Origin of the sequence: Microcoleus sp. N3A4 (assembly GCF_036701805.1) — a bacterium.
Taxonomy (GTDB): domain Bacteria; phylum Cyanobacteriota; class Cyanobacteriia; order Cyanobacteriales; family Microcoleaceae; genus Microcoleus.
Genome location: NZ_JAUBRJ010000054.1, coordinates 1 through 25,046, shown reverse-complemented (window position 1 = coordinate 25,046; position 25,046 = coordinate 1). Strand labels below are relative to the sequence as shown.

The 25,046-nt window shown below is 46.8% G+C and carries 27 protein-coding genes, 1 tRNA gene and 1 pseudogene; 12 read left to right on the top strand and 17 right to left on the bottom strand.

Annotation, left to right across the window (positions count from 1 at the left end; translation table 11 throughout):
- Positions 1–65: 65 nt before the first annotated feature.
- A complete protein-coding gene (locus tag QUA56_RS25640; RefSeq protein WP_333363463.1) occupies positions 66–1,271 on the bottom strand; it encodes a glycosyltransferase in 1,206 nt (401 codons plus the stop codon).
- Between the two features lie 557 nt (positions 1,272–1,828).
- Positions 1,829–2,677, bottom strand: a complete 849-nt coding sequence (locus QUA56_RS25635; protein WP_333363462.1) for a pentapeptide repeat-containing protein — start codon at positions 2,675–2,677, stop codon at positions 1,829–1,831.
- Positions 2,678–2,828: 151 nt separating this feature from the next.
- On the opposite strand from QUA56_RS25635, the gene QUA56_RS25630 reads away from it, so the two are divergent.
- Entirely contained in the window at positions 2,829–3,419 is a 591-nt protein-coding gene (locus QUA56_RS25630) for a phycobiliprotein lyase (protein WP_333363461.1), read from the top strand.
- Between the two features lie 122 nt (positions 3,420–3,541).
- Here the strand turns inward: QUA56_RS25630 and QUA56_RS25625 are convergent, their stop codons facing one another.
- The 7 genes from QUA56_RS25625 to QUA56_RS25595 form a co-directional block, all read right to left on the bottom strand.
- Entirely contained in the window at positions 3,542–3,820 is a 279-nt protein-coding gene (locus QUA56_RS25625) for a CpeR family transcriptional regulator (protein WP_333363460.1), read from the bottom strand.
- A gap of 75 nt (positions 3,821–3,895) precedes the next feature.
- Positions 3,896–4,495: a chromophore lyase CpcT/CpeT gene (locus QUA56_RS25620; RefSeq protein ID WP_333363459.1), complete on the bottom strand. Its 600-nt coding sequence runs from the start codon at positions 4,493–4,495 to the stop codon at positions 3,896–3,898.
- Between the two features lie 212 nt (positions 4,496–4,707).
- The gene (locus tag QUA56_RS25615) at positions 4,708–5,241 is read right to left on the bottom strand and encodes a phycobiliprotein lyase (RefSeq protein WP_333363458.1); all 534 of its coding nucleotides are present in this window, start codon (positions 5,239–5,241) and stop codon (positions 4,708–4,710) included.
- Positions 5,242–5,473: 232 nt separating this feature from the next.
- Positions 5,474–6,232, bottom strand: coding sequence for a phycobilisome rod-core linker polypeptide (locus QUA56_RS25610; protein ID WP_333363457.1), 759 nt, complete (start codon positions 6,230–6,232; stop codon positions 5,474–5,476).
- A 169-nt stretch (positions 6,233–6,401) separates the two neighbouring features.
- A complete protein-coding gene (locus tag QUA56_RS25605; protein WP_333363456.1) occupies positions 6,402–7,199 on the bottom strand; it encodes a phycobilisome rod-core linker polypeptide in 798 nt (265 codons plus the stop codon).
- A 207-nt stretch (positions 7,200–7,406) separates the two neighbouring features.
- Positions 7,407–8,276, bottom strand: coding sequence for a phycobilisome linker polypeptide (locus QUA56_RS25600; protein WP_333363455.1), 870 nt, complete (start codon positions 8,274–8,276; stop codon positions 7,407–7,409).
- A 444-nt stretch (positions 8,277–8,720) separates the two neighbouring features.
- Entirely contained in the window at positions 8,721–8,942 is a 222-nt protein-coding gene (locus tag QUA56_RS25595; RefSeq protein WP_333363454.1) for a hypothetical protein, read from the bottom strand.
- A gap of 26 nt (positions 8,943–8,968) precedes the next feature.
- Here QUA56_RS25595 and QUA56_RS25590 point away from each other — a divergent pair, with 26 nt between their 5' ends.
- A complete protein-coding gene (locus tag QUA56_RS25590) occupies positions 8,969–10,603 on the top strand; it encodes an MBL fold metallo-hydrolase (protein WP_333363531.1) in 1,635 nt (544 codons plus the stop codon).
- 426 nt (positions 10,604–11,029) lie between these two features.
- Here the strand turns inward: QUA56_RS25590 and QUA56_RS25585 are convergent, their stop codons facing one another.
- Positions 11,030–11,341: a DUF6679 family protein gene (locus tag QUA56_RS25585; protein WP_006633466.1), complete on the bottom strand. Its 312-nt coding sequence runs from the start codon at positions 11,339–11,341 to the stop codon at positions 11,030–11,032.
- 603 nt (positions 11,342–11,944) lie between these two features.
- Between QUA56_RS25585 and QUA56_RS25580 the strand changes: the two genes are divergently transcribed.
- The 5 genes from QUA56_RS25580 to fba all read left to right on the top strand — a co-directional run bounded on the left by QUA56_RS25580 (position 11,945) and on the right by fba (position 16,658).
- Positions 11,945–12,100 carry a hypothetical protein gene (locus QUA56_RS25580; RefSeq protein WP_333363453.1) on the top strand — a complete coding sequence of 52 codons (156 nt, stop codon included), beginning with the start codon at positions 11,945–11,947 and terminating at the stop codon, positions 12,098–12,100.
- A 12-nt stretch (positions 12,101–12,112) separates the two neighbouring features.
- Positions 12,113–14,194, top strand: coding sequence for a CapA family protein (locus QUA56_RS25575; protein ID WP_333363452.1), 2,082 nt, complete (start codon positions 12,113–12,115; stop codon positions 14,192–14,194).
- Positions 14,195–14,328: 134 nt separating this feature from the next.
- Complete coding sequence (locus QUA56_RS25570) at positions 14,329–15,198, top strand: aldose epimerase family protein (RefSeq protein ID WP_445242950.1); 870 nt, start codon at positions 14,329–14,331, stop codon at positions 15,196–15,198.
- A gap of 67 nt (positions 15,199–15,265) precedes the next feature.
- Positions 15,266–15,337: transfer RNA gene (locus QUA56_RS25565), tRNA-Lys, on the top strand.
- 241 nt (positions 15,338–15,578) lie between these two features.
- A complete protein-coding gene (gene fba, locus QUA56_RS25560; protein ID WP_333363450.1) occupies positions 15,579–16,658 on the top strand; it encodes a class II fructose-bisphosphate aldolase in 1,080 nt (359 codons plus the stop codon).
- 308 nt (positions 16,659–16,966) lie between these two features.
- On the opposite strand, the gene QUA56_RS25555 is transcribed toward fba, so the two are convergent.
- From QUA56_RS25555 to QUA56_RS25545, 3 genes are all read right to left on the bottom strand, one after another.
- On the bottom strand, positions 16,967–17,053 hold the full coding sequence (locus QUA56_RS25555; protein WP_333363528.1) for a DUF5615 family PIN-like protein: 87 nt from the start codon (positions 17,051–17,053) through the stop codon (positions 16,967–16,969).
- A gap of 114 nt (positions 17,054–17,167) precedes the next feature.
- Complete coding sequence (locus QUA56_RS25550; protein WP_333363525.1) at positions 17,168–17,509, bottom strand: DUF433 domain-containing protein; 342 nt, start codon at positions 17,507–17,509, stop codon at positions 17,168–17,170.
- Between the two features lie 121 nt (positions 17,510–17,630).
- Positions 17,631–19,010, bottom strand: a complete 1,380-nt coding sequence (locus tag QUA56_RS25545; RefSeq protein ID WP_333363449.1) for an NB-ARC domain-containing protein — start codon at positions 19,008–19,010, stop codon at positions 17,631–17,633.
- Between the two features lie 280 nt (positions 19,011–19,290).
- Here QUA56_RS25545 and QUA56_RS25540 point away from each other — a divergent pair, with 280 nt between their 5' ends.
- The gene (locus QUA56_RS25540; RefSeq protein ID WP_333363448.1) at positions 19,291–21,708 is read left to right on the top strand and encodes a VWA domain-containing protein; all 2,418 of its coding nucleotides are present in this window, start codon (positions 19,291–19,293) and stop codon (positions 21,706–21,708) included.
- 17 nt (positions 21,709–21,725) lie between these two features.
- Here QUA56_RS25540 and QUA56_RS25535 read toward each other — a convergent pair whose 3' ends face one another.
- Positions 21,726–21,854, bottom strand: a complete 129-nt coding sequence (locus QUA56_RS25535; RefSeq protein ID WP_333363447.1) for a DUF5674 family protein — start codon at positions 21,852–21,854, stop codon at positions 21,726–21,728.
- On the opposite strand from QUA56_RS25535, the gene QUA56_RS25530 reads away from it, so the two are divergent.
- From QUA56_RS25530 to QUA56_RS25520, 3 genes are all read left to right on the top strand, one after another.
- Positions 21,845–21,973, top strand: coding sequence for a hypothetical protein (locus QUA56_RS25530; protein WP_333363446.1), 129 nt, complete (start codon positions 21,845–21,847; stop codon positions 21,971–21,973). The two genes, QUA56_RS25535 and QUA56_RS25530, sit on opposite strands and share 10 nt — an antisense overlap.
- A 63-nt stretch (positions 21,974–22,036) precedes the next feature.
- Positions 22,037–22,333: a flavoredoxin gene (locus QUA56_RS25525; RefSeq protein WP_333363445.1), complete on the top strand. Its 297-nt coding sequence runs from the start codon at positions 22,037–22,039 to the stop codon at positions 22,331–22,333.
- Positions 22,334–22,346: 13 nt separating this feature from the next.
- Complete coding sequence (locus QUA56_RS25520) at positions 22,347–22,607, top strand: hypothetical protein (RefSeq protein WP_333363444.1); 261 nt, start codon at positions 22,347–22,349, stop codon at positions 22,605–22,607.
- Positions 22,608–22,645: 38 nt separating this feature from the next.
- Here the strand turns inward: QUA56_RS25520 and QUA56_RS25515 are convergent, their stop codons facing one another.
- Both QUA56_RS25515 and QUA56_RS25510 read right to left on the bottom strand, forming a co-directional pair.
- A complete protein-coding gene (locus QUA56_RS25515; RefSeq protein WP_333363443.1) occupies positions 22,646–22,891 on the bottom strand; it encodes a type II toxin-antitoxin system Phd/YefM family antitoxin in 246 nt (81 codons plus the stop codon).
- Positions 22,892–23,074: 183 nt separating this feature from the next.
- Positions 23,075–23,323: a XisI protein gene (locus QUA56_RS25510; RefSeq protein ID WP_333363523.1), complete on the bottom strand. Its 249-nt coding sequence runs from the start codon at positions 23,321–23,323 to the stop codon at positions 23,075–23,077.
- Between the two features lie 50 nt (positions 23,324–23,373).
- Between QUA56_RS25510 and QUA56_RS25505 the strand changes: the two are divergent.
- A pseudogene (locus QUA56_RS25505) lies at positions 23,374–23,695 on the top strand (IS701 family transposase); the annotation flags it as partial.
- 575 nt (positions 23,696–24,270) lie between these two features.
- On the opposite strand, the gene QUA56_RS25500 reads toward QUA56_RS25505, so the two are convergent.
- Complete coding sequence (locus tag QUA56_RS25500) at positions 24,271–24,912, bottom strand: RNA-guided endonuclease TnpB family protein (RefSeq protein WP_333363520.1); 642 nt, start codon at positions 24,910–24,912, stop codon at positions 24,271–24,273.
- Between the last annotated feature and the right edge of the window lie 134 nt (positions 24,913–25,046).

Below are 25,046 nucleotides of genomic sequence, written 5' to 3'. Positions count from 1 at the left end.
AACAACTGACAACTAACAACTGACAACTGACAACCAACAACTGACTACTGACTAATGACTACTGACTAATGACTGCTGACTACTGACTTCTTCCCTTTAACTTCCTGCAACCACTTGCGAGAAGCAAAATAAGCCATCGGCCCACTGACACAGCCCCGCAGTTGAGCCAACAGCAAATCGCTCGGAATCGCATCCGGCTGCTTCCGCAAAGAAGCAAATAATTCAGGAATTTGCTTGGAATACAGCCATCCCAAAGCTAACCGAGGCACACTGAATTCTCTGTTGATTACAAACATCCGCGTCCAGAAAGCATAGACTCCGATGCCGTAGCCTTGGAGCGTTTTTTGCAATTCTTCCCAGGTGCGGCGGTGGCGGTGCCAGCTCAAAGCTCTCGGATCGTAGACGATGCGGTAGCCCGCGCGCAAAATGCGCGCAAAGAGTTCACAGTCTTCGCCGCCGACAGTGGGCGTTCCCGCCCCCAAAGCTTCGTCAAACAATCCAATAAAGTCGATCGAACTTTTACGCAAAGCCATGCTCGCCGAAACCCCCACAAGATAGACAACCAGAGGGTTGCAGTGCGCCCCGTCAAAAAATTGGCGCTCGAAGCCCCGCCCGTGGGGGCTGTAGCGCTCGAACCATTCTTGCGCTTCGGTTTCCAGTTCCAAGGGCATCACCAGCCCCGTGACGCACATCACTCGCGGATCGCTGAAATTTCGCAAGAGCGATCGCAGCCAGTTCGGATCGGGCACTGCATCGTCATCTGTAAACGCTACGAATTCGTGTTTAGCTTCGCGTAAAGCTCGGTTGCGGGCAGCGCTGGAACCCGGTAGGTCTTCGCGCACATAGCGCACTTTTGGGTATTTTTTGATTAGTTCCTCGGTAGCGTCCGTGGCGGGACAGTTGTCAATTACCAAGTATTCCTGACCGTCGTCTGGGATCTGCATCAGCGCGTCCAGACAGCGCCGCAAATCTTCCGGGCGATCGCGCGTGCAAACTGCTACTGTGGCGATCGGCATTGGCTGCACGGGCCCGCGTTCGTCCCATGCGAGGGCATCGTAGAGCCAATTTTTCCAAAGGTTCTCGCCCGCTGCATTCATCAGTGTTTCCCGCAATTGATCTCCCTCAATGCGACCTCCGACTACCGAAAGTAGAGCTTGACCGATCGGTTTTCCGTCCAGTCGAATTAAAACTAAGGCTTTGCTGTAACGCTCCTCAACCGTAATTTCTGGCGGGAGTTTGGAGATTTCCAGGTCGAGAATAGCTGTTGCCATGAGTTATGCCATTTTAGATGTTAGATGTTAGATTTTAGATTGCGAAAAACTCATAGATACTCCGTATTTTACCGGATGTATTTTAGCCAAAATTGTTTTAGGGATAGCAACTTATCAATGCCATACTTGCCGATCGCCGATCGCGAATCAAACATAAAGCCTCTTTTTTTTATGGCTGTTATTTATTCTTACTTTCTATGACCGGCTGATGTCAAGTTTTTTTCCTACAGAATATTTGTCGCCGACAGCGATTGCTCGTCGGGTGCATCTCTCTTTTGCATTTGTAGTGCGAGCGTCCCCGCTCGCGAGGTGTATAATCATCGCGAGCGGGGACGCTCGCACTGTAAAAAAAATCTTTTTTGCGAAAATGAGATGCTCCCTTGCTCGTCGGGCATTATCTCAATTGCGAGTGTCATTGGCGGCCAGGGCTACCAAATTTTGCGATTAATGCCAAATCAAAAAAACCCGATTTTGCGATCAAACCGGGTTTGTGCGATCGCTCCTGATTTCAGCTTGAATTGCGATCGGGTACTATTCAAGGGCAACATACCAAACAATTAAACACTCTCGCAATTCAAACTTTCGCGAGTAGTAGTTCTAGTATAAGAATTCCAACTATCCAACTCCTCCGAACTCCGGTGAGAAAGCATCGCCTTCGCCGCCTCGCCAAGTCCCCGAACCCCAGTAAAATCCGCACCTTCAATGCTAGTAACGTGATCGAAACTAGCACCAGTCAAATCAGCCGCTCGAAAATCAACTCCCTGCAATTCCGCACCATTTAACCGCGCATCCCGCAAGCAAGCACCTGTCAGAAAAGCCCTCCGCAAATTAGCACCGCTCAAACCCACACCTTGCAGATTAGCACCAGTCAAATCAGCCCCGCTCAAGTAAGCGCCCAGCAAATTAGCACCGCTCAAATCGACAAACCGCAAATTAGCCGTATTCAAAAAAGCCCCGCTCAACAGAGCTCCCGGCCCCACAGCCCCGCAACTTTTGTATCTAAAATCCGACGGCCAAACTGTCAGCGAGTCGTAGAGAGCAACTTGCAATTTCGCTCCGTTCAAATCTGCCTCATTCAGATTAGCATTCCGCAAATCTGCCCTGCACAAACAACTGTTTTGCAAAGCAGCAGACTTCAAAATCGCACCTTGCAAATTAGCGCCCCGCAAATCAGCCTCAACCAGATTAGCACCGCTCAAATTAGCACCGCTGAGGTTAGCGCCAATTAAACTAGCACCGCTGAGGTTTGCACCGCTGAGGTTTGCACCGCTCAAATCGCGATCGTACAATTCAACCCCGCTCAAATCAGCATCCGGGAACTCAGCCCCCGCCAAACTTTGCCCCGACTTCAAAGCCCGTAAAAACTCTGAATCGGAATTTGTGCGATCGATCTTTAAATTAACCATTTCTTTAAAAAAAATACCTCAATTCAAATTATCATACCTTGACCGGAACTACTCTGGGCATCCCTTACTAAACTTTACAATCAAAATTTATAAAATTTAGTAAAATCTAGAAAACCGAATTAGGAAAAAATCAGCCGAGGTCACAAACGCTATGAAAATCAAACCGCCAATGACAATGATGGACTTCTTTCGCAAAAGCGAAGGAACCTGGTTTTCGCAGCGTTCAGTCCATCACTTCGATGCCGCCGCAGACGAGTCAGGCGAATCAAATCTCATCATTCAAGTCATGGAAAAAGACCACCCCAAAATCCAAGAACTTTGCGACAAACAAGGGGTTAATCCAGCACTAGCCGTCGGCGGAGCTACATTCATGTGGCAGACAACCCTCGACGCCCAAGACAAAGAACCAAACCCAAATTACGCAGCAATTCTAGTAGATATTCCCGAGCCAAACAATCCGCAATCTGGAAAATTCCTCCGCAACCAAGGCTATGTAGAAGGAATACCAGTTATCGGGAGATACAATTTTGCTGCCGATGGAGTATTGACAATCGACACTGAATATGAAAAAAATCAAGGTCAGGAACGCTGCTGGTTTATCACCGACGATTTCCGCGTGCGCGTCAGCACAGTGCGGATGATGAACGGAGTAAACCTAATGACTTACAGTTCCGAACGCCGCTGCGTCGCACCAGAAGTTTTGCAGCAAATAATTCAACAGCAAAAAGTCATCAGTCCTTAGAAAGAAAGAATACAAAATCCGGCTTAAATACCCCCTGTATTTCTTAGTCCGCCTCTGCTCGGACGAGAGCTTGTGCAGTAGCGAGTTCAAGCTCCGAATCATCAAGGGGGTAACTCTTTTTCCTAACAGCGTTCATCAAACCTAGTATAAAAACTACCGTATTTAATCCAGTATTGTTTGAGCTCGTACTCAGGAGCGTGCAAACTCGCCTTAGCTTGATACAAAATAACTTTTCGGTGATTGCCAATCCAAACCTTATTAATTGGATGAACGCAAATAAAAGTGCCGCCCAAACTCTCAATGCACTCCCCAAAGCTCTCAATTGTAGGATATTCTAACGTTTCAAATATCAGAAAATTTCCCGAACAAATCAAGTGCCGGCTCCGAATCCAGCACTCCATTTTTTTTCTAGCTAATGGCGGCAACATAATATATTAAACATTCTGTTGTTTTCACAGTTGTTTTCACTGTTTTTCTCACATTACTAATGTGACCACAGGCAATTCGTTAGCAAAACTTTCGACTTTTTCAAACAGCAAAGGCCCCTCAGTCGAACCCCAAACCTGCTCGCGAGTATTAACATCCATCCCTCGGTCTAAACTTACCCAAGTATGCTCTGTCAATTCCACATCGCTGACTAAATAAGTCTCGCACCCCTTGCGATTAATCAAACACTTGTCCCCGGGCTCCACACTTCCTCGAAACATTTCGCCATCTCTCTTAAATACCATCGAACAGTTATAGCGCCGTTCAATACAATCCGGCTTAATAGTCATGAGAATATCTAATTCTCGCCCTGCACCCGCATACAGCATACCATCTTTTAGGCCGTAATTCTCTACATAAATTTGACCTTCTTGTTCGACGAGTCGGTGAATTCCTTGACGGTAAGGATTCCACACATCGTAGTCATAAACCTGTTCGGAATAAAAACCGATTCCGCCAAAAAACTCAAAGGGTAAAGGCCGAAACAATACCCGAATGTGAGCGTAACTTTGCGGATTGGCACTTGCCTGCTTTTGGTTGCTAAAATGCCCTGCCATCAAGCTAGCTAGGGCGATAAGTTCGCTTGTCATTGGGTAATTGGTAATTGGTAATTGGTAATATCAAATACGGTAACATCGGAATTATATTATAGCGCTCGCGTCCCGCTCGCGCTGCACTCCGAAAAATATTATTCCGATGCACGCGGAAACGATATAATTGGTAATTGGTAATTGGTAATTGCCAGCATTTTTTCATGAGCAGTTTCTCATCTATCTAATGACTGATGACTGATGACTGATGATTAATTAGCCGACAAACAGCGGATTTCTGATGAAAAAGAAGCCGTGGTAACACCTGCACCGTCGCCTGTTTTGATCAGCGAAACGCGGAAGCGCAGATTGGGAGTGCCGAACCAAATTCGCTCTTCAGCCGCGGCCCGATCGTACTCTGTGATTAAAATAAAAGTTCCGTCCTCTGTCAACTGGTAGCGACCAACAGCAGGCACTGTCTCAGCATACCCGCGATCGCGCAGCAATTTGCCCTCAGACGGATTTTCCGCATTTGGCACCGGTACGAGCACGCAACTGCCTGAGAGCACCTCTTTCTCGTCCCAATCCGACTCCCCCTCCCAACTCATCCGAAAAGGATGAGCCACCGCCACAGGATCGATATTGTAAGATTGACAAAGCTCAACTACTTCTGGATCGTCCGCATTCAGCGCTACAATTTCAATTCTAGAACGAACTTCCTCAAAGTGACTGAATGCTAAATGGTGAGCGCTTCGTTGCGATCGCCATTTGCCAATTGAACGCTCGATAAATTCACTCAAGTTCATTTTATATTGAAGACAAAAAGAATAAGGAATAGGGAAAGAAATTGGGCAAATAATTAAAAATTACCATCAAAAATGCCATTTTTAAGTTGGAATTTTTAACGCAGATACACGGATTAAATACTGACTTTACAATATTTAATCCGCGTATCATTGCATATCCGTGCCGTACTGTCAACTGTTATTTGTACTTAGTCGATGACCGATGACCAATAACTGATGACCAATTACCAATCTAAGCAACCTCAGTAATGCTGAGGATTTTGCCCCCGCTTTTATTGATATACTGAATGTTCTGAGATAGCTGGCTGTAACCCACTTCATAAGTTACATTGCTCACCTTGATCCGCGCACCCGTGCCCTTGACAGCAGAGATCCGAAAACGCTTGCCAGTATTGCTGTAAGCACCGGAAGCGCTAGCAGGAGCTTTGATTTTAGTCCCGAGATTAGAGGCTACATCAGCAATCAATTTTGCCTTATTACCAGCATCGCTAGTAGCATCGCCGCGGTACAAAGCAAACATCCGATTGAAACCAACATTTTTGGTACCAACTTGGCTGCTAGTGCTGCGGGGATAAGGAACAGTATTTTCGCCGAAGTTGGTATTGTACTCGTTGCTATCGAGATAAGAGTCAATTTCAGCGTCGTATCCTTGCTCGTTATAAGTGATAACGTGTGCTGAAATTTCCGCTTGATCTGCCGGTGCGCGACCCAAGAAATGCTTGGAATTGAGTTCGATAAACCGATAGGGGGAGCTAGACTCAAAAAAGAGCGATCGGTACAGATCCGATTTTGCTACCAAATTTACAAAACCCTTAACGCTGATATCGCCATTACGCAATAGCGATTCGGCACTCGTCAGTCGATCGCACTCCATCAAGTGTGCATTGCCCAAGACCTGTTTGTAAACAGCCCGAATCACTGTTTGCAAATCATCTTCTGTAGCATTCGGTCGCAGTTCCACAGGTGTCGATTCCACAGCCCATAAAGACATTTGATTTCCTCCTAATTTTCAATCAATTTTGTAGTTAGTAATTGGTAACTGGTAACTGGTAATTGGTAACTGGCAATTAGAATTTCAGAATTCAGAATTCACTTTTCTTCATCCTTTTTCTTTACCCATTTACCCTTACCGATTCCCATTACCAATTACTAAGGATCAATTACCCAATTTCGGTGATGCTGACGATTCTGCCGCTCGTCCGATTAATCCGCTGAATTTGCGGCGTCATTCTGTTTCCAGGAACAATATACTCGACTGTGCTGCGGCGGCGGGGCCCGTTGTAAGCTGCACCTTGCACCACAATCTTGAACATCTTTTCAGTCGCGTCGGCATAACCGCCAGCACGGCCTCCAGACAGCGGGGGCACAATCTTGCTGGTGCTGTTAGTTGCCACAGCATAAGCTAGCTGAGAGTCCTTACTTTTGTCAGTTTCCGCAGGGCCGCGGAACAGAGCAAAAATCCGGTTGTAGCCGACTTGTTTTTGACCGACTTGACTCACAGCGGCGCGGTAGAAAGGTACGGTATTTTCGCCGAAGTTTTCTTGATACTCTTTGCTGTCAAGATAAGAGTCAATTTCCGCTTCGTAACCGTGCTCGTTGTAGAGGCGAACGTGCTCAGAAATCTCCGCTTGATCTTGAGGCGCTCGACCTAACAAATGTTTGAAATTGAGTTCGACAAATCGGTAAGGAGAAGCTGTTTCAAAAAAACGGGCGCGGTAGATATCAGATTTGGCGATCGCCCGCACGAAGTCGCGCACGGAAATGCTACGATCGCACAACTGAGATTCTGCACTCGTCAAACGCTCGCTCTCCATCACGTGAGCGTTGCCCAAAACCTGCCGGTAGGCAGCTCGGATCGCGATTTGGGTCTCTTCCAAACCGCTAGTCGGCCACAGTTCAACTGGCGCTCCCGAAAAAGCATCTATTCCGAATTTTACTGCTGGTGCTGTACTGACCATTTTTACTTTCTCCCCATTCTTATTCCGTGGATAAAAACCTTTGAAAATCAGCTTTTCTACTGAGTTGAATTCCTCTAGTAGATTCCATCAGCAATAAATGTAGGGTGCGCACCGCGCACCTTACCCAGTCTTCGGGTACGCAATGCCCACCTTACCCAGCCCTGTAGGGTTTACACTGCACACCTTACCCAGACATTTTGCTGTTACCTAGCTCACGGGTGTGATGCTAGCAATCACGCCGCCCATTTGGTGAATCCGCTGGTACTCTTGCGATAATTTGTCAAAAGGTACCAGATAGACTTGGTTGCTGCGACGGAATTTAGAGACGCGGTTGACCACATTCGATCGATAAGCCGTAACTTCGATCCGGTAGACCTTGCCTTCCTCGCCAGCACCTGCTCCGTGACGAGTCCGAGCGCCGCTGGGCGAGTCTTGGAACGACCAGCCGTCCGAGCCGCCCGAAGGAGCGATCACGGCCAGAGGTGTTTCCTGAATTACGTGCTTGTACAGTTTGGGGCTCTTGCCGGCCAAACTGCCTTTCAAGTCGCTGCTGGAAGCACCGCGCAGCAGTTGGAACAGATAGGTAAACCCAACCATGTTCTTACCCGTCAGGGTTTTGTAGCCGCGGTAATACGGCACAATGTCTTCCCCGTAAGCGTTCTGATACTCGTCGCTGTCGATGTAGGAATCGATATCAGCCTCGAAGCCGCTTGTATCGAGGATGCCACTGTGATACTTTGTTTCGTCGTAGCCATCAGGGGCCCTGCCTAGCAGGTGCTTGAAAGTCAGCTCGGTATAGCGGTAGCGCGGGCAAGTGTCAAAAAACCGGGAGCGGTAAAGCTCCGATTTTGCCACTTGGCGCACGAACTCGCGGACGCTAATTTCGCCGCGTTTTAGCTGCGATTCGGGAACGATAAGCCGTTCGCTTTCCATCACGTAAGCATTGCCCAAAACTTGTCGGTACACTGCTTGAATTACGGCTGCGGCTTCCTCATCCGAGCGTCCGGGCCACAACTGAACGGGGTCTGTGTCTTCAAATAGGGCAACGCCCAATTGAGATGCAGGTCCAAAAGCCATTTAAAGTCTCTCCTGGATAGCCACAAGGTTTGCTGAGAAGAATGTATCAAACTTTTACAAAGAGACCTATCGAACTCATAAAGTGGCTATCTGCCCTGACAGCAGCAGCTAGCCCCCACGATTCCGGTTCTTCAAGTTTTGATTATTGGACTATACACCGCCCTCAAAACCCGAGAGATGAAGATTTGTAAAGTTTTGTCAACATCTTTGGGCTGCTGAATTAAAATCTTCTCATAAAAAAGACTAGCTTTTAGCAGGCGCAAATTGTGAAAAAAGGTTTAAAACTCAGAATATGAGATCGAGTTCGCTACTTTTACAAGGTGCAATAAAATGTAACTTTTGATGCCAGAACCCGTAGCATTAAATTTGTCGAAAGCCGAATGCCCAAGGGCTGATGACTTCGGAAAATCGCTTTCCCGGCGTTGCATCAAATCTTAAGTGCAATTACTTTCCTTGCACCAGAGCCGGAGCCTGCGAGCAAACATTTAACTCCAGGGCTGACGCACCATAACTTTGATAAACCGGATTTTTTTTACCGGGAGCGAGGGCGGTAACAAAGTCTTTTCGTCCATCTTTCCCCGGTTTCTGCGTCCGGGACTCAACTCGATCGAATGAATGCAGTCGCAACCGATGTTTAAATGTGGCGATACTGCAAGTTGCGTGCAAAGCAAAGCAGGGAGCTAACCGCAGTGATGGATCTCGATTGTTTACCTTACGGCGCAGGCCACGCCCAAGAAGGGGTCTGTCTCCTAGTGCGAATGGGGCCGCACCGCATTTTACTCGACTGCGGTTTAGAGGATGTCACACCCCTGTCAGCGACACTAAATCGATCGCTGCCAGCCGATTTCGTGGTTTGTACCCACGCCCACTCCGACCACGCCAGAGGTTTGCTAGCACTCCACCAGTCTTTCCCCCACTTGCCAATTTACGCCAGCGAAGTGACAGCGCGACTGCTACCGCTCAACTGGCCGGGACGGTCTCAGCAGCCAGAGTCTCGGTTCTGTCAGCCACTGCCCTGGCAGTCGCCGATCGAATTGCGCCCGGGACTCAGCGTGCAATTGTTCCCATCGGGCCATTTGCCGGGAGCGGCGACTGTGCTGCTGACTTATGCCTCCCCCCAACGCACCTACACCCTGGTTTACACCGGCGACTTTTTTCTGTCCAATTCTCGTTTGGTGGAAGGTTTGCCGCTGGGAGAACTCCGAGGCATGAAGCCGGACGTGCTAATTTTGGAAGGCAGTTACGGCACGGCGCGCCACCCTCACCGCCGACAACTGGAAAATCAGTTAGCCGATCGCATCCACCGCGCCATCGCCGAGGGGTACTCGGTACTGCTGCCCTCCCCAGCCCTCGGTTTGGGTCAAGAACTGCTGATGCTGCTCCGCAGTCACCACTACTTCACCGGCCGCGACTTGGATATTTGGGTGGACGGCACTGTCGCCGACGGGTGCGACGCTTATCTGGAACTGCTGCCCCACTTTCCCACCGCCGTCCAAAATTTTGCTCTGCACCAACCTTTGTTTTGGGACGAAAGGGTGAAACCCCGCGTCCGCCGGCTGTCTGCCGAACAGCGCCCCGGATTGGGCTCCACGCCCTGTATTGTGATTACAGACAAGTTTGCTGATTTGGCTTTGTACGTTGCCGATCGCACAAATCCTTGGATTTTGCTCGCACCTCAAAAACCCGGATATCCCGTCAGGGACTGGCTGAGCAACTGGTCCGAATCAGGAGTCAGAAGTGTCGAAACTTATCTGCTAGCCGAACACTGCGACGGCCCGGGAACTACCCAGCTCATCCACAATTTGCGCCCGCAGCACGTAATTTTGATCCACGGTTCTCCTGCATATTTGGCTGACTTGGCTAACTTGGACGAGCTGCGAAACCGCTACCAGTTGCACACTCCGGCCGCCGGAACACTTGTCGAACTGCCGATCGGGGAAATGTTTTTGCAGCCGGCTATTGCAGAAACTAACTATGAGGGAGAACTCAGCGAATTGGGGACAGAGGTAGCAATTAGCTTGCCGAGTCCCATTACAGCCGATCCTCGGTGGGCTAATTTTGCCGATACCGGTTTGGTAGAAGCGCGCTGGCAAGGCGAAGAACTGGTACTGCGCGGTATCTCCCAGCGGGAACTGCTTTTTCAAGGCAGTGCCGTTCATGCCCACCTCGAATGCTGCGGCAATTGCCAACACTACCGCGGCCAGCGCTGTTGGAACCAGTCCAGTGCTTTGTTTGGCTTTAAAGTTACCCCCGACGGTTTCTGTCCGGTGTTTGAAGCGATACCGGAGTCCGAACTTTTCCTAGATGGGGAAATAGACGGCGAGTAAGCTGTCGGGCACCTCGAAACCAGCCAGCAGGCAAAGAAAACAAAAGAACAGTCCTGGACGCACCCAGCCAAAAACCCGGTTTAAGTAGCAGTAAGCTGTAGCTTATTGAATTTGTAAACTACTGGCTAGTTAAGCTCTTGTGGGGCGGGCAGAAGAGCCCGCCAGAAAGCTTAAATTTAAATACAAAATAGCTTATACAATTAAAGATTAAAAATTAAAGATTAAAGATTTGAAGAATTGGAAATGACTGATTCCATAAAGGTTTGGAGTTAGCCTACAGTTGCATTCTTTTTTAGAACGGGTACGATCTGGCCAGAAGATTTTTGGCCTAAACCGGGTTTTTTGCATAATTTCTGCACAAAAAAGGGAGAAAAGTCATTTTCTTTTCCCCCAATCCTTCATTGTGCCTCAAGCGCTAGGTCAAAACTATTCCAAATTCGAGTCCGGGTAGTGATTGCGAATTTGTTCGGCTTCGGGACAATCGTCAGAAACTAGGGGTTCGCAGTTAGTTCTCGATACCGAAGCCAACTTCTGGGACACAGCTCCAATACTTTCGAGACGCACCATTTCTTCCCAGGAACTAATTTCGTCTTCTTCGTCGGTTTCGTAGCGCAGCGTGACTAGATCCCCTTCAATATCTAGGATACGAGCGCGCTCTATCCAACGTTGCTGATCTCGAAGAAAAATAGAAACCTCACGACCATCACAACAGAGTTGATAGATTTTGCGCTGTAGCATTTGTCAGTTCTCCTGCGCAGTGTAACTTGCTTAAATATGGCCTGTTTACCGTAACGTACTTTGGGTTTTACATCGGAAGGCACAGCCGTATGGACTGGCCAGTTTCACGTTTTCCGAAACTTTGGTACCTGTGGGAGTTACCAAATTTGATTTTACCACCAAATCTATCTAGTACGCCATTTATCCAATTACAGGTTGTGCAGCCAGTGGCATCCCTCGCGGGAGGCATTTGCCAGCACAGATCGGAGTATTAGGAGTTGACTCCCGCGATCGCTCAAACAGCGATAATAAAAACAGACTCTGCCTCAGAAATCTCGCTCTCTTTTGCCTCAAGTCGCCAAGAACACTCTAATTTCGACTTTTGTTCGATCGCCCGCTAACGCCTCTTTCCTCAATCTTAAATCTCAAATGTCAAAGCGAAAGCTCCAAAGCGACACTCAAACAGCGACAATAAAAACAGACTCTGCCTCAGAAATCTCGCTCTTTTCTACCTCAACTCCCCCAGAAACCTTTTGTTTCGACTTTTGTTCTGGTTCTGAGTACCCTCTGTCAATCTAAAATCTAAAATCTAAAATCTAAAATCTAAAATCTATTGACCAGAGTGTGATAAAAATCACTGACAGTAGACAGCCGCTAAATGTAGAAAATGGTGGCAACCAACAACTAGCTTCAAAACGGGCAGCGGAACCTGTGGCGGTTAAGCTAAAAGAATTGCGGTTCCGTTCAAAACAAATAGGAGTCATCGCTCGTGCGTATTAAGGAGGCTAATTGATGGTGTACGCAGAAAATTGGTCGCAGCCGTCTATCTTCGAGCTAGCGCGGGAGGGCAACTTTCAAGCCCTGAATTACTGGATTGACAGCTTGCTGCGACCCGAAGGGATTTATGCCCGCGTCGAACAGGCTCAAGCCGGCTGCGTCCAAATCCTCGTAGAATTCCAGCGCGAATTTGCGCCAGATACTACATTACTGGGGAGCACTCTCCGCGAAGGCTTAGTCAAATTTATTTGCCACCAACTCTGGAGACTCAACTCGCCAGCAGTAGAAGGGGTGCGAATTCACGCGCGCTTAGCTGGGGAACCAGAGATTCTCTGGAAACAGTCAGTGCGAATTGTCACTCCGGCAAACCGCCGGCAGCGGCGTTATCGTTCCCTACTGGTCGTTGATTGGGTTAAATTTAAAACGTATCGTTCTCTGCTGCTAGTGGGTTCGGCACTTGCATCATTTGTTTTAGGGTTTTGGGTGAGCTACCACGAGGCTCTAGCCATGCGGTTAGTATCCCCAGTCTCCCCGTACCAGCAAGCAGGGATAATTTCGGGGCCGCCCCCAAAACGTCCCGATGCGGTGCAAGCGGCCTTAGAATTAGTACCCGTAATGCAGCAAAAGCAGGTTGCCAATCCCTACGACCCAACCGTAACGCTGATGTTCGGAGGAAATGTGAATCTATCGGATGCGCTCGCATCATCTACTGGCAACGATTACCATTGGGCTTTCGCCAATATGGACGAGTATCGGCAAGCGGATGTGGCGATGGTTAACCTAGAAAACCCTCTGACTCGCTCTACCTTGGGTTCTGGCAAAAAACAATTAAATTTTAAAGCCGATCCAGAATCGGTGAAAGTATTAACAGCAGGAGGAGTGGATATTGTCAATCTGGCAAATAACCACGCTATGGATTACGAGGAACCGGGGCTGGTGGAGACTATAAATACTCTAAATAATGCTGGGATTCAGCATCTGGGAGCCGGCAGAAATATTAAAGAAGCGAGGCGTCCAGATATTATTGAGGTTAAGGGTCAACGGATCGCGTACCTCGGTTATTACGATGCCGACCTTCACGCCGCCGACCAAGGAAAAGCGGGTACTAACCCCCGCCGCAACAATCGCGTGGCAGAGGATATTCGAGCTCTCAGGGGTCAGGTAGACTGGATTATTGTTAATTACCACTGGGGAGTCGAATTGGCAGATTATCCGGGGGATTGGCAAATAGATTTGGCTCGGTTCACGATCGACCAAGGAGCTGATTTGGTAGTGGGACACCACCCCCACGTCCTGCAAGGTGCAGAAATTTACAAGGGCCGCCCGATTGTTTACTCGCTGGGTAATTTTATATTCGGCGGGAATGCTCGCAGCGATTACGATACCGCAGTCCTGAAAGTATCGCTCAAAGACAGGAATATGAAAGTAGAATTTTTGCCCGTGGAGGTGAAAAAGTTTCAGCCGAAGGTGGTAACAGGAGACGCGGGATCGCGCATCCTCAAACACGTCGAGCAAATCTCTAGTATTTTCGATCGGCCGATGCGATCTTCTGTAGTTCTCGATGCCCCAATCAACCCCGGAGTGGCACCAAAAACTCCAAATTCGACCTTGCCCCCAGCAGTAAAGAGCGGCACCTACGAGCCCGGGCCGGGTTCCCCAGTCCCCCTGACGGGTGAAAGCAATATGCCAGGAACCGGACAACCCAAACCCAGTCCGATTTTGCCTGCTTTGCCGACTGCCCCCAAACAGCCGGATAACTCCTCATTTTTCCAGAACGGCGCTGGGCCTGCAATTGAGTCAAGCCCGCCTCCGAGCCAAGATTTGCCGCCGCGCATCTACCGCACTCCATCTCAAAATCCCAGCCGGGAAGCAGAGCCGTTTACCAAAGAGCCATTCATCAAAGAACCGTTTATTTCGCCCCCATCTCCCAGTCAAGGAGCGGTGCCGAGTCCCCAAAGCTATGTTCCCCCGACTCGGGATCTATCTTTCAAAGTCGCTGTCAAAGAGCAGCCGACCTCGGCGATAGTTCCAGGCACAAGCAACACTCGCTCCGGGCCGCGGATCGCCCTGCCTCCTATAGCTGCGAGCATTGGTTAGCCGGTGGGGGTCGGAGCGAGGATGGAGGGGGAGGAAAGGGTCGGTAATGGGTGAACAGCAACATACCAGCGACCAATTATTAACGACCGATTTACTGACAACCAATGATCGATGACCTACTACCGATGACAAATGTGTTTGCGATCGCGCTGAAGCAAAAGCAGTACAAAACCTATATCCTCTCCGACGAAACCGCTAACTCCTGTCTAGAAGTTGTGCCGGAACGGGGCGGTATTGCCACTAGCTGGCTGGTTGAAGGCAAAGAAATCTTCTACTTGGACGCGGAACGGTTCGCCAATCCCGATCTGACTGTACGCGGCGGGATTCCCATCTTGTTTCCCATCTGCAGCAATCTCCCCGACAATACTTACATCCACAAGGGAATGCAGCGAAAGCTCAAACAGCACGGCTTTGCTCGCGACTTGCCTTGGACGATAGGCGAACAAGTTACCGAGGGTTGCGCGGCTCTTACCCTGATTCTCGACAGCAGCGACAAGACGCTGGCTGTTTATCCCTTTGATTTCCAACTAGCCTTCACTTATCAGATTAAAGGCAATTCTTTGGAAATTTTTCAGCGATACACCAATCGGTCTGCCGAACCCATGCCGTTTTCTAGTGGTTTGCACCCCTACTTTTTGGCGGCGGACAAATCTCAGCTCCGCTTTGAGATTCCGGGGATGCAGTACAGAGATCAGAACACCCACTCCAAGGGTTATTTCACGGGGGTTTTTGACCAGACGCTGGATGAAATTGATATTTCCTTTGATGAGCTCACTGGTCTGGCGGCTACTGTCACTGACGCGACCCAGGGCTTGCGGCTCACCCTCAGTTACAACTCCAGCTATGGGAAGTTAGTGTTCTGGACGCTCAAAGGCAAGGATTTTTACTGTTTGGAACCTTGGACTGCTCCTCGAAATGCGCTCAACACTGGCGAACACTTGATTTATTTGCAGCCGGGAGCGACTTGCGAGATGCTGGTTCGCATGACTGCAACTTTTTTTTGAAAAAGACTTGCTATTTCAATTGATGGGTGCTACTATTAGAAATTGTGTGCGGAAACAATGTTTTAGCGGGTCGCTAGCTCAGCGGTAGAGCATTCGGCTTTTAACCGATTGGTCTCGGGTTCAAATCCCGGGCGACCCATTTTTCAAGGCAGAATCTAAAAAGTAGAAGGCAGAATTAATTCTAGCTTTCACAAACAATTCAGGACAGCCCCAGGGGATTGCCCTGAATTGTTTGTTTGGGAATGTGGATTTTTTGAGGCTAAATTGAAATCTGGAAACATAATGCGCGATCGGCTACAAATTGTCTTAAGATTGTCGTAAGAATTGAACTTGTCCAAAATCCACTGTTTAGAAACCACAAATAACTAGGAGGAATATCTATGGCGCTTGTACCTATGCGACTGCTGCTCGACCACGCGGCTGAAAACGGTTACGGCCTACCGGCTTACAACGTCAACAACATGGAGCAAATCCAAGCGATCATGCGCGCTGCTGACGAAACCAACAGCCCCGTGATTCTGCAGGCTTCTCGCGGCGCTCGCTCCTACGCTGGGGAAAATTTCCTGCGCCACCTAATTTTGGCAGCAGTTGAAACCTATCCTCACATCCCCATTTCCATGCACCAAGACCACGGCAATGCCCCCGGCACTTGCTATTCTGCCATGCGCCAAGGTTTCACCAGCGTGATGATGGACGGTTCTCTGGAAGCGGATGCTAAGACTCCCGCTAGCTACGAGTACAACGTTGAAGTTACTCGCGAAGTGGTGAAAGTGGCTCATTCGATCGGCGTTAGCGTTGAAGGCGAACTGGGTTGTTTGGGTTCTCTGGAAACAGGAATGGGCGAAGCAGAAGACGGCCACGGCTTTGAAGGTGCGCTTTCTCACGATCAGTTGCTGACAGATCCCGAACAAGCTGTTGATTTCGTCGAGCAAACCGGCGTTGATGCTCTAGCAGTCGCGATCGGCACTTCTCACGGCGCTTACAAGTTCACTCGCAAGCCGACTGGCGAAATTTTGGCAATCAGCCGCATTGAAGAAATTCACCGCCGCTTGCCGAATACTCACTTGGTGATGCACGGTTCTTCTTCTGTGCCCCAAGAATTGCTGGAAATCATCAACAGCAACGGCGGCAAAATCCGCGAAACCTACGGCGTACCTGTGGAAGAAATCCAAAAGGGCATCAAGTGCGGCGTTCGCAAGATCAATATCGATACTGACAACCGTTTGGCGATTACCGCTGCGGTGCGCGAAGCTTTGTTTGCTAAGCCCGAAGAGTTTGACCCCCGCCACTTCTTGAAGCCGTCGATCAAGTATATGCAGAAGGTTTGTAGCGATCGTTACAACTCTTTCGGCTGCGCCGGTAACGGTACAAAGATTAAGCAAGTGTCTTTGGACGATTTTGCAGCTAAGTATGCTAAGGGCGAATTGAGCTCTTCTGCTAAGAAGACTGTGGCTGTTTAAGAATTTTAAGTAGGGACACAGCATTGCCGTGTCCTGAAGTATAAAGTTTGGATTGCCGGGTAGCTTTGAAGTTGCCCGGTTTTTGTTTTTGGACAGAAACCCATACTTTTGCTTATACTAATTCTCAAAACTCATGCAACAGTATTTGTAGGGTGCGTCGCCACCCTTAAATCTTAAATAATATCCACAATCTTTGAGCGACGCACCTTACACGAGCGGGTGAGCGTAAAAAAAACCACACTCATCATTGTTGCAAGACTTTGGATAATTGGTATAACTTCAAGCGAAAAGTTGATTCATACCGTGAATCAGCAACGCCAGAAATCTTTACGGTTTTCGGTAATGACGGCACGTTTTTCGCTAGTAGCAAAAGCTAAAACATCCGGATCGGGAATTTTCTGATTGGCTCTGCCTGCTTCTTAGACAGTCAAAACATCTTGTCCTAAAGCTCTCAGTAATTCTACAACAGAATAGGGGTATTGCTCATCGGCATAGAGACGTGCCATCGGCTACAAATCCTCGTCCATCACTTCATCGTTTTCCCGAATTTCTGTTTCAATTTCATCGGAAAAAGCTTCAGCATAAACCCAAGCGTTGGCAATATCAGTAGCAGATAGCGATGGATAGCTTGTGAGTAAGTCAGCTTCGCTGTAGCCAATACGGCGAGCTTCTACAAGTCCCCAAACGGTGATGCGAGTTCCAGCTATGCAGGCACTCCCGCCACAGACATCAGGCGTTTTTTCAATACCGCGCCAAGGCGTGATTTTGCCTTGGGATAGGAGTTGAACCACTTGAGCTTTTTCGTCGTCAGAGAGTGCCAGCAGTTGAGGCTCTAATTCTTTCAGCGTCATGACAAACAATGGAATTACTACCAATTATTCTATCCAACCGATCGCCCCATTTACCCGATCGCCCATTGCCACTTCTAGTAATTTGGGTGAACGGCGAGAATGCAAGCAATGGTTGTATCAATTACACCGCCTGGGCGATCGCATATTGCCTCAGTACAGGTGAAATCGTGTAAAAATTTGCTTGTTGTTCAATCAAGCAGCGCCGCGATAGAGATTGCAGCGCATTTAGCAAATCTGAAGCCGGAATTATCTCATTTTCTAGCAATTTTGCCCGGTTGATTGACTGGCTTTCTTTCGCTAACAAGGAGATTATTTGTTTTTCTAGTTCGGATAGGCGATCGAACTGCTGCTGTAAAACATCTTTCAAATCTTCCGGCAACAATATGGTATCATTTGGTAATAACTCTGTCACGCCTCCACCCAAGTCTTGAATCAGATTCGCCACGCTTTTTAACCATAGGGGATTGCCTTGGTAGCGATGAATGAGTGCTTCACTGTTGTCGCTTTCTTCTAACCCATAATCTCTGAGTATTTCTCGTCCGGCTGCGATGTCTAAACCTTTGAGTTGTAAGGTGCGAATAGAAGTATTTTGGCTTTTAACTTGAGTCACTTCTCTCGGCTGTTCCCAACCGATTAACATCAAACAGCTTTGATGGGATAATTTTTCTATTTGTTTGAATAAAGAGCGATATTCTTCGTATTCTGGTTTATACTTTCCTGCCAATTCGCCGCTACAGAAAAGGTGGTGAACGTCATCTAAGACTATTAGACAGCGATAGTTTTGTAAATACTTAATCAGCGGTAAGCGTTTTTGGTTTGTTGGGGATGAATCTTCTTTTTCGGAATGGGAAAAAAGCTGTATTAGGTTAGATTGAAATTTATCGATGGTGGGGAATTCGTCTAGTGTGTACCAAACTGCGTACTCAAACTCGTGTTTGATTTGTTGTACGAGTTGCACTGCTAAGGTGGTTTTGCCGATGCCGCTGATACCGGTGAGGGTGATGAGGTGGCTGTGTTGTTGTAGAATCCAGGTGGTGAGGGTTTGGAGTTCGGGGGTGCGATCGAAGAAATTGCCCAACTCCGGCATTTCGCTTAAATCTTGATGTAGAGTTTTGGTTTGTTGTGGGTTAGATTTTTCGTCATTATGTGAGTTTGATATATCTGGCGGGTATCTAGGTTCTCCACACAGGTTAAAGATACCAATTCCTACAACAACATCTTTTGCAAAGTTTGAAACATTAGAGACTTGAAACCTGTGAATTGCCGATCGAAAATTCTTTTTATTGACATCTTCTCCCAACTCTTCTGAAAGTAATTGCCATAATTCCGAAGCCGCATTCCTAACACGACTTTCAGAACAGTCAAAGTCTTTGGCTACGTGCTTGTATGTCTCGTGTTGTAGAGTTCCTTTCAGTACCGCCTCTTGTAAATCGTCAAGGTGTTGACCCGTTTTCTCGAAGACTATGCGATCGGCGAGGTTTAACATTTCTTTAAGATTCATCGGCTTAAGAGGCTGGGATGATTTTGTGTATTATGGCACAGTTTTAGACTTTTTAGTATATTTTTAGATATTTTAGTATATTTTTAGATTTAAAGAGAGTGAATGTGGGGGGAATTTGGGGGCAAAATAGTACATTTTGCGGACTAGACAAAGCTTTGATTACTACGGAAAATAGGAGAATTATTAAAGTGTAAATTTAGGGGTTAAACCTTAGTCGTTTTATACCTTGTAATCATGCTTTAAATTTACTACTTAAATTTACCACAAAGAGGTATTAACAATGGCTGGCGTAATTTTTGACCCAATTGAAATCACCAAGCTCCTTGTCTTTGGAGAGAGTAAACCGTCATCTGACAACTATAACGAGCATATCAGACTTGAGAGCGAAGAGTATAAAACAGCTAAAACAGATGACGAACGGAATACAATAGCTGCGGCTTATCGAGAAAGAGGTGATAAAAGAGCACCCTCCATTCCCTACGATATGACCGCATACATGAATAGCGAGGACGGGGGTGGCGGGCGCTTCGCATATCCATCGCTGTTTCCTGTTGTGGAAAAATTTTTCAATGCAAATAATATTAAACCTGGTAAATATACTTATGCTCAAATCAGAAATGATTTGGGCATCCCTGACAGTAGTACATCCTCGGGAGTACCGTACAGAGCAGAAGACGATCCTAATATTAACATTACTATCTCGCAGTATGGAACCGCAATCAACAGCCGTGATCATGCTGATCGCTCATACATATTCGGTCAAACCAGTTTTCTACTCAAAACAGAAAACATTATCTTCGAGATAAAAGATGGTAAAAAAACGATCAATGGTATGGAAGTGCGTGCTTATAACGACAATTTCGACTTTGAGTCTGATAATCAATTGGTTGGGGTTCCTAACTGGGCTCTGGACTCCCTGTTGAATCCTTATAAGTTGGCTCGTATTCCAGTTTATATAGAATTTAAGGGGACGGGAAAAACTTATCCGAATGGTTACAGCCAGGAAAATTTTGCAACTGATCAAAGCCGTGAGGGTGACGTTGCATTAGGTAGATTCGGGCTAGTAGGGGGAAATATTTCAGGCGGATTAGCGAAACTCGCTCAACAGGGTATTGAATACATAGCAAATCTTAAAACAGATCCCTTCTTGTTTTACAGACGTGCTTCTGATTCTTTTAAAGTAATATATGGTAGCCCTAAAAATGACCCTAATCTTTCATCATTAGACCCGATAGTAGAATCGAAACCATATCTTATAGTTGGTGGTGCTGGCAACGATCAACTTAGAGGAAGAACTTTCGACGATGAGCTTGATGGAGGTGACGGATTTGACACAGCAGTCTATAAAGGCGCGAAAGATGAATATGACATACAGAAGTTGGCCGATGGCTCCCAACGAATCAGTGACAAGATTCCATCGCGTGACGGCACAGACATCCTTAAGAATATAGAGAAGATAGTCTTTGAGAAGGGGTTAGCACAAGATATCGCCTTCGTCATTGATACCACCGACAGTATGTCTGATGACATTGATGAAGTTAAAGCCCGTGCTAGTGAGATTATCAACATAGTATTGGGAGAGAAAAGTGACTCTCCTGACTCTGTGAGTCCTGACGAGACTAACTCTAATGGCTCTCGAATTGCTGTAGTTGGGTACAACGATCCTGGGACAAATATCTTTCTACCCTTTACGGATCAACCTGACATTGAACAACGGAAAACCGCCGCTCTCAACGCAATCAACAGCATTTCGGTCGGTGGTGGAGATGACTTTCCTGAAGTAGTTAATGCTGGCTTAATCCGCGCTCTGTCTGGTGATGCTGGAGAGTGGCGTGCAGAGGCAGATGTCCGACGAATCATCCTGTTTGGCGATGCACCACCCAAAGACACTGAACTTCGGGCACAGGTACTTGCACTTGCATCTAATGTGGGAAAGTCAGTATCTGCTAGTAGTCTCCCCAGCTCGATGTCAATTGCAGGTGATATTAAGACCAGCAACATTGCAAGCAACCTTGCTGTTACACGCTTCGCTTTACAAACCGATAATCAAGCCAAAATCCCAGTTGAAATTTTCACGATTCTGATTGGCAATGACTCAAGGACTGCGGCTGATTTTCAAAGCCTTGCTACTGCAACGGGTGGTAAAGCTTTAAATGCAGCCGATGCTTCTGAGATTGTTGACGTAATCCTTGAAGCCCTGGGAACATCAGCAGAAAATCAAACAGTCTCGATTACCACACCTACGCAAAATATTATTAATGGTAGTCCCAGTAATGACCGACTACTTGGTTACAGGGGCAATAATATCTTGATCGGATTAGAGGGCAATGACACATTGTATGGTGGCAAAGACAACGATATGGTAGATGGTGGTGTCGGTGACGATCAAGTATGGGGAGATTTAGGTCAAGATGTTCTTATCGGTGGTCCAGGTAATGATACGTTTTTCATTACAGGTAACTCGGCTGTGGGTTTGCCAGAGCAAGCAGATGTCATTACAGACTTCCAGCCGGGAGACACAATAGGCTTAGCGAGTGGCTTGTTACTAAATCAGCTTGTGTTTGAACCAATTACCTTACAGTTAAATGGAGGACTTCCCACTGTTTCTACTGCAATTAGACTTAACAATAATTATTTAGCAATAGTTCAAGGCGTAGAAACAAGTACACTGACTCCAAATGTTTTCATAGGTGTGTGAATCAGTGCTGAAACCATTTAACGATCGAGATTCGCGAAAAAGTAGTAAAAGCTTACAAAATCAGCATGAAATTCTCCACCACCTGCCAAAATTTCCCGTTCGATATCCACTGCTAGTTTAATATAACTGCTAAGAATTGCTAACATTTATTCAAGTTGCTCTTGAGTCGCCCGGTCTTGAATCAGAATTTTTGCCAACTAGAGCGATCGCCAACCAAAACAAAAAAGCGATCGCACTATGGGCAAACATTTCTGCTAAAGTATAGCGCGTACTTGAATCAAACAGCCTACACTTGTGGAAAGAATTCCAAACGAGGCCTTAGTAGTTCGTGGCGGTCGAAATCGCAAGCGAAGATATTAAACGCAGCACGGCAACTCACCCCAGCGGCATCAGGGGAATTTCTGTAGAATGTGGAGTAGGATTGTCTGTCGCAGAGTTAGCAGTGACAATCCCTCATGGACAAGTTGGTGTGACGACAGTTCGTGAGGTGCGATCGTCCGATGGAGATGTCATCCGTACTTCTGGCCGAAGCCCAAATCATGCAACATTAACTGGCTTAACACCAGAACAAGCAAGTCTGCTGCTGACACCAACGATTCCTAATCCATCACAACAATCATCCTGAGTAAAGTAAAAATATGAAATATCCCAGAATCTTTGCAGATTTTCATAATGCGGATGAGCAGGGTCGCCTTCGCCTAAATTGCGTTGGTACGATTGAAGATTTGAGTCGCCAAAATATTAAGTTGGAAGATGGTCAATTGCTAGAGTTGTATAGCGAAGAGTTAGAAGTCGATGGCGTAGTGCAATATTCAGAAGAGGAAAGTCTTTGGGTTGCAATAATTGATTGGAAGCAAATTAGGCAAGTAGAGGATATGCTTGTTCAAGCAACACTCTAGTGCGATCGCTAGCTCAATGCGGGTATCAAGTAAAAGTTTCATTCCAAAACTTCCCACAGTTCGGCGACAGGAGCAATTAAATCTTCTAATATTTCACCGCTTCCTTTCAGTGTACCAAAGGTGGGCCGTGGAGCTTGGGTGGTCGCAGGATAAATAATCGCTAATGCTTTTCCTTCATGGATGACAGTTAAAGGGGTTTTGGTACGTTCGACCTCTATAAATAGAGTCTGGAGGGTTTGGGGTAATTCAGTCGTGGTAATTTGTGCCATTTGTTCACCTTTCACAATCTTATTCTATTTCTACTATTATGATAATGCGAGGATTAGACGGAAAGCGATGCTAGAGTGAAAAAAGATCGATCGCCCCTCACAGCAAATACCAAACAGTGCGATGATTGTACCCAGAGCGATCGCCCATCACGCATCAAGAGCGATCGATGTCTCCAACCAAAAGCATCAACGTTAGTTTTAACTCACTGCAAATTCTGTGAACTGACGCATATAAGGTGGATGAAACCCAACCACAATGTCCGACTTCGGCACACCAATATTAACCAGCTCTTGCCCTAAATCGATTTCTGTTCCATTCTGCTGAATCCAGATTTTGCCATCCTTAATATCGAGATGTATAGGACAACCGTAAATTCGCTGTTTTTTATCCCAACCCACTCGAACAACTTGATAATGATTGTGTTCTGTGTCAAAAACAACTTGCACATCCACTTCTCCATAAGAAGGCTTGTATGCAGCATATTTCGTGAGAATTTGAAAGAAATTGGGTAGAATTTTTCTATCGTGAGGCTCTCACGATCGTTAGGGCTAAAAGAATATCTAGTTAGGGATAAACGCAGTTTAATGAAGCATTTAATTTTGGTGTTTTGTTCCTACAGTTTCATCCTCTGGCATACCTTAACCGGAGGATTAAGACGTAGGCGGGCAAATAAACCTTTAAACACCTTTACTCTTGGACTCGAAGCGTTTAGGACAGCGATCTCTTTTCGGTTTATGAAGTGGTTGAACGAAAACTGGGATGTATTCTCAGCTTACAAAGCCAGTTCGATGCTCTGTTTGGGCTTGAAATTTGTTTAAGTCCCGCTATGTGTTTGAGATTCGTCACGGGTCGGGTTCCATCTCTACTCCGGTGGGATTATATTTCGTCGAACTAGAGAATCATCAACTCTACTTCTACCCACTTACCTTTTGGTGAGAGTGTTTCAGCCTTATTTCACTATTTATTCATCACGAAGCGTGCAAACGACGATTACTGGTGATTAATCCTTCCGTGCTTCCCCTTGCTCCTTTCCAACTTAGGCTGTTAGATTAGCCTACTTTCGTGGTCTGCATTCCATTAGGTTCATTATTGACTACTAACGTGACCGAAAGCATCCAGGATACAAGCCCCCGGATTCATCCGTCCAGAAATAAAAAACCTGTATCCGATAAAGGAGCCCTCGAATTTATTCGTGGGGTGAATGCTTCAATTCTAAAATCTAAAATCTAAAATCTAAAATCTAAAATCGCGCAATCGATTGACCGGGGGTAGCGTGACCGTTACATAAGACTTACCCAAAGCTACCCAGCTTTATACAAAGCTGGACTTTGAACCTTACTTCCTGTTTCATTCTGGCAGTGTCGGCACTCACCAGTCCGCAGGCTATCCCCGTCTAACTGACGGTTTTTGACAAATTAATTGCTGCGTTCAAATCGCGGTCAATAACTAAGCCGCAATGACTGCATTCAAACACTCGCTCGCCATAACTGAGTGTTTCTTTTTTAGTTCCACAGTTAGAGCAGGTTTTGCTGGATGGGAACCAACGGTCAGCAATTACCAGCTTTGAACCGTACAACTCGCATTTATAGGTTAACTGGCGACGAAACTCGAAAAAGCTCATGTCAGCGATAGACGTGGCTAGTTTATGATTAGCCATCATCCCTGATACATTTAAGTCCTCTACGACAATTACACCGTGGTTTTTGGCGAGTAGTGTCGTTAGCTTGTGCAAAGTATCTTTGCGGATGTTGGCTATTTTATTGTGCAGTCTAGCAATCTTGATTTGCGCTTTTTGACCGTTGCTTGAACCGATAACTTTATGGCGGTTTAACCATTGCATTCTTGACAGTTTGGCTGCATATTTATTGTAGGACTTTGCACCCAAAATTACTTCACCTGTTGAGATAGTGGCTAATGCTTTAATGCCGAGGTCAACTCCTACAACACTTGCATTGCCTAACTCTTTCTGTTCTACGTCAAATCTGAAACTGATAAACCACCTGTCGGCTTGACGGGATATCGTACAAGACTTGATTGATACTTGCGGTAGCCTTTCATAAGTTTTCAGAATCCCAATTACAGGAACTTGAATGGGTGCATCTCACTTTGGCGAGTATGCCCAAAAAGGGTTAAAATGAAAAAGCTAGTAAAATTGCCAAATAAAGATGA

Excerpts from the sequence above, each read along its gene's own strand:
- QUA56_RS25640 (WP_333363463.1), bottom strand. The coding sequence starts at position 1,271 with ATGGCAACAGCTATTCTCGACCTGGAAATCTCCAAACTCCCGCCAGAA.
- QUA56_RS25635 (WP_333363462.1), bottom strand. The coding sequence starts at position 2,677 with ATGGTTAATTTAAAGATCGATCGCACAAATTCCGATTCAGAGTTTTTA.
- QUA56_RS25630 (WP_333363461.1), top strand. The coding sequence starts at position 2,829 with ATGAAAATCAAACCGCCAATGACAATGATGGACTTCTTTCGCAAAAGC.
- QUA56_RS25625 (WP_333363460.1), bottom strand. The coding sequence starts at position 3,820 with ATGGAGTGCTGGATTCGGAGCCGGCACTTGATTTGTTCGGGAAATTTT.
- QUA56_RS25620 (WP_333363459.1), bottom strand. The coding sequence starts at position 4,495 with ATGACAAGCGAACTTATCGCCCTAGCTAGCTTGATGGCAGGGCATTTT.
- QUA56_RS25615 (WP_333363458.1), bottom strand. The coding sequence starts at position 5,241 with ATGAACTTGAGTGAATTTATCGAGCGTTCAATTGGCAAATGGCGATCG.
- QUA56_RS25610 (WP_333363457.1), bottom strand. The coding sequence starts at position 6,232 with ATGTCTTTATGGGCTGTGGAATCGACACCTGTGGAACTGCGACCGAAT.
- QUA56_RS25605 (WP_333363456.1), bottom strand. The coding sequence starts at position 7,199 with ATGGTCAGTACAGCACCAGCAGTAAAATTCGGAATAGATGCTTTTTCG.
- QUA56_RS25600 (WP_333363455.1), bottom strand. The coding sequence starts at position 8,276 with ATGGCTTTTGGACCTGCATCTCAATTGGGCGTTGCCCTATTTGAAGAC.
- QUA56_RS25590 (WP_333363531.1), top strand. The coding sequence starts at position 8,969 with ATGGATCTCGATTGTTTACCTTACGGCGCAGGCCACGCCCAAGAAGGG.
- QUA56_RS25585 (WP_006633466.1), bottom strand. The coding sequence starts at position 11,341 with ATGCTACAGCGCAAAATCTATCAACTCTGTTGTGATGGTCGTGAGGTT.
- QUA56_RS25575 (WP_333363452.1), top strand. The coding sequence starts at position 12,113 with ATGGTGTACGCAGAAAATTGGTCGCAGCCGTCTATCTTCGAGCTAGCG.
- fba (WP_333363450.1), top strand. The coding sequence starts at position 15,579 with ATGGCGCTTGTACCTATGCGACTGCTGCTCGACCACGCGGCTGAAAAC.
- QUA56_RS25550 (WP_333363525.1), bottom strand. The coding sequence starts at position 17,509 with ATGACGCTGAAAGAATTAGAGCCTCAACTGCTGGCACTCTCTGACGAC.
- QUA56_RS25545 (WP_333363449.1), bottom strand. The coding sequence starts at position 19,010 with ATGAATCTTAAAGAAATGTTAAACCTCGCCGATCGCATAGTCTTCGAG.
- QUA56_RS25540 (WP_333363448.1), top strand. The coding sequence starts at position 19,291 with ATGGCTGGCGTAATTTTTGACCCAATTGAAATCACCAAGCTCCTTGTC.
- QUA56_RS25535 (WP_333363447.1), bottom strand. The coding sequence starts at position 21,854 with ATGTTAGCAATTCTTAGCAGTTATATTAAACTAGCAGTGGATATCGAA.
- QUA56_RS25520 (WP_333363444.1), top strand. The coding sequence starts at position 22,347 with ATGAAATATCCCAGAATCTTTGCAGATTTTCATAATGCGGATGAGCAG.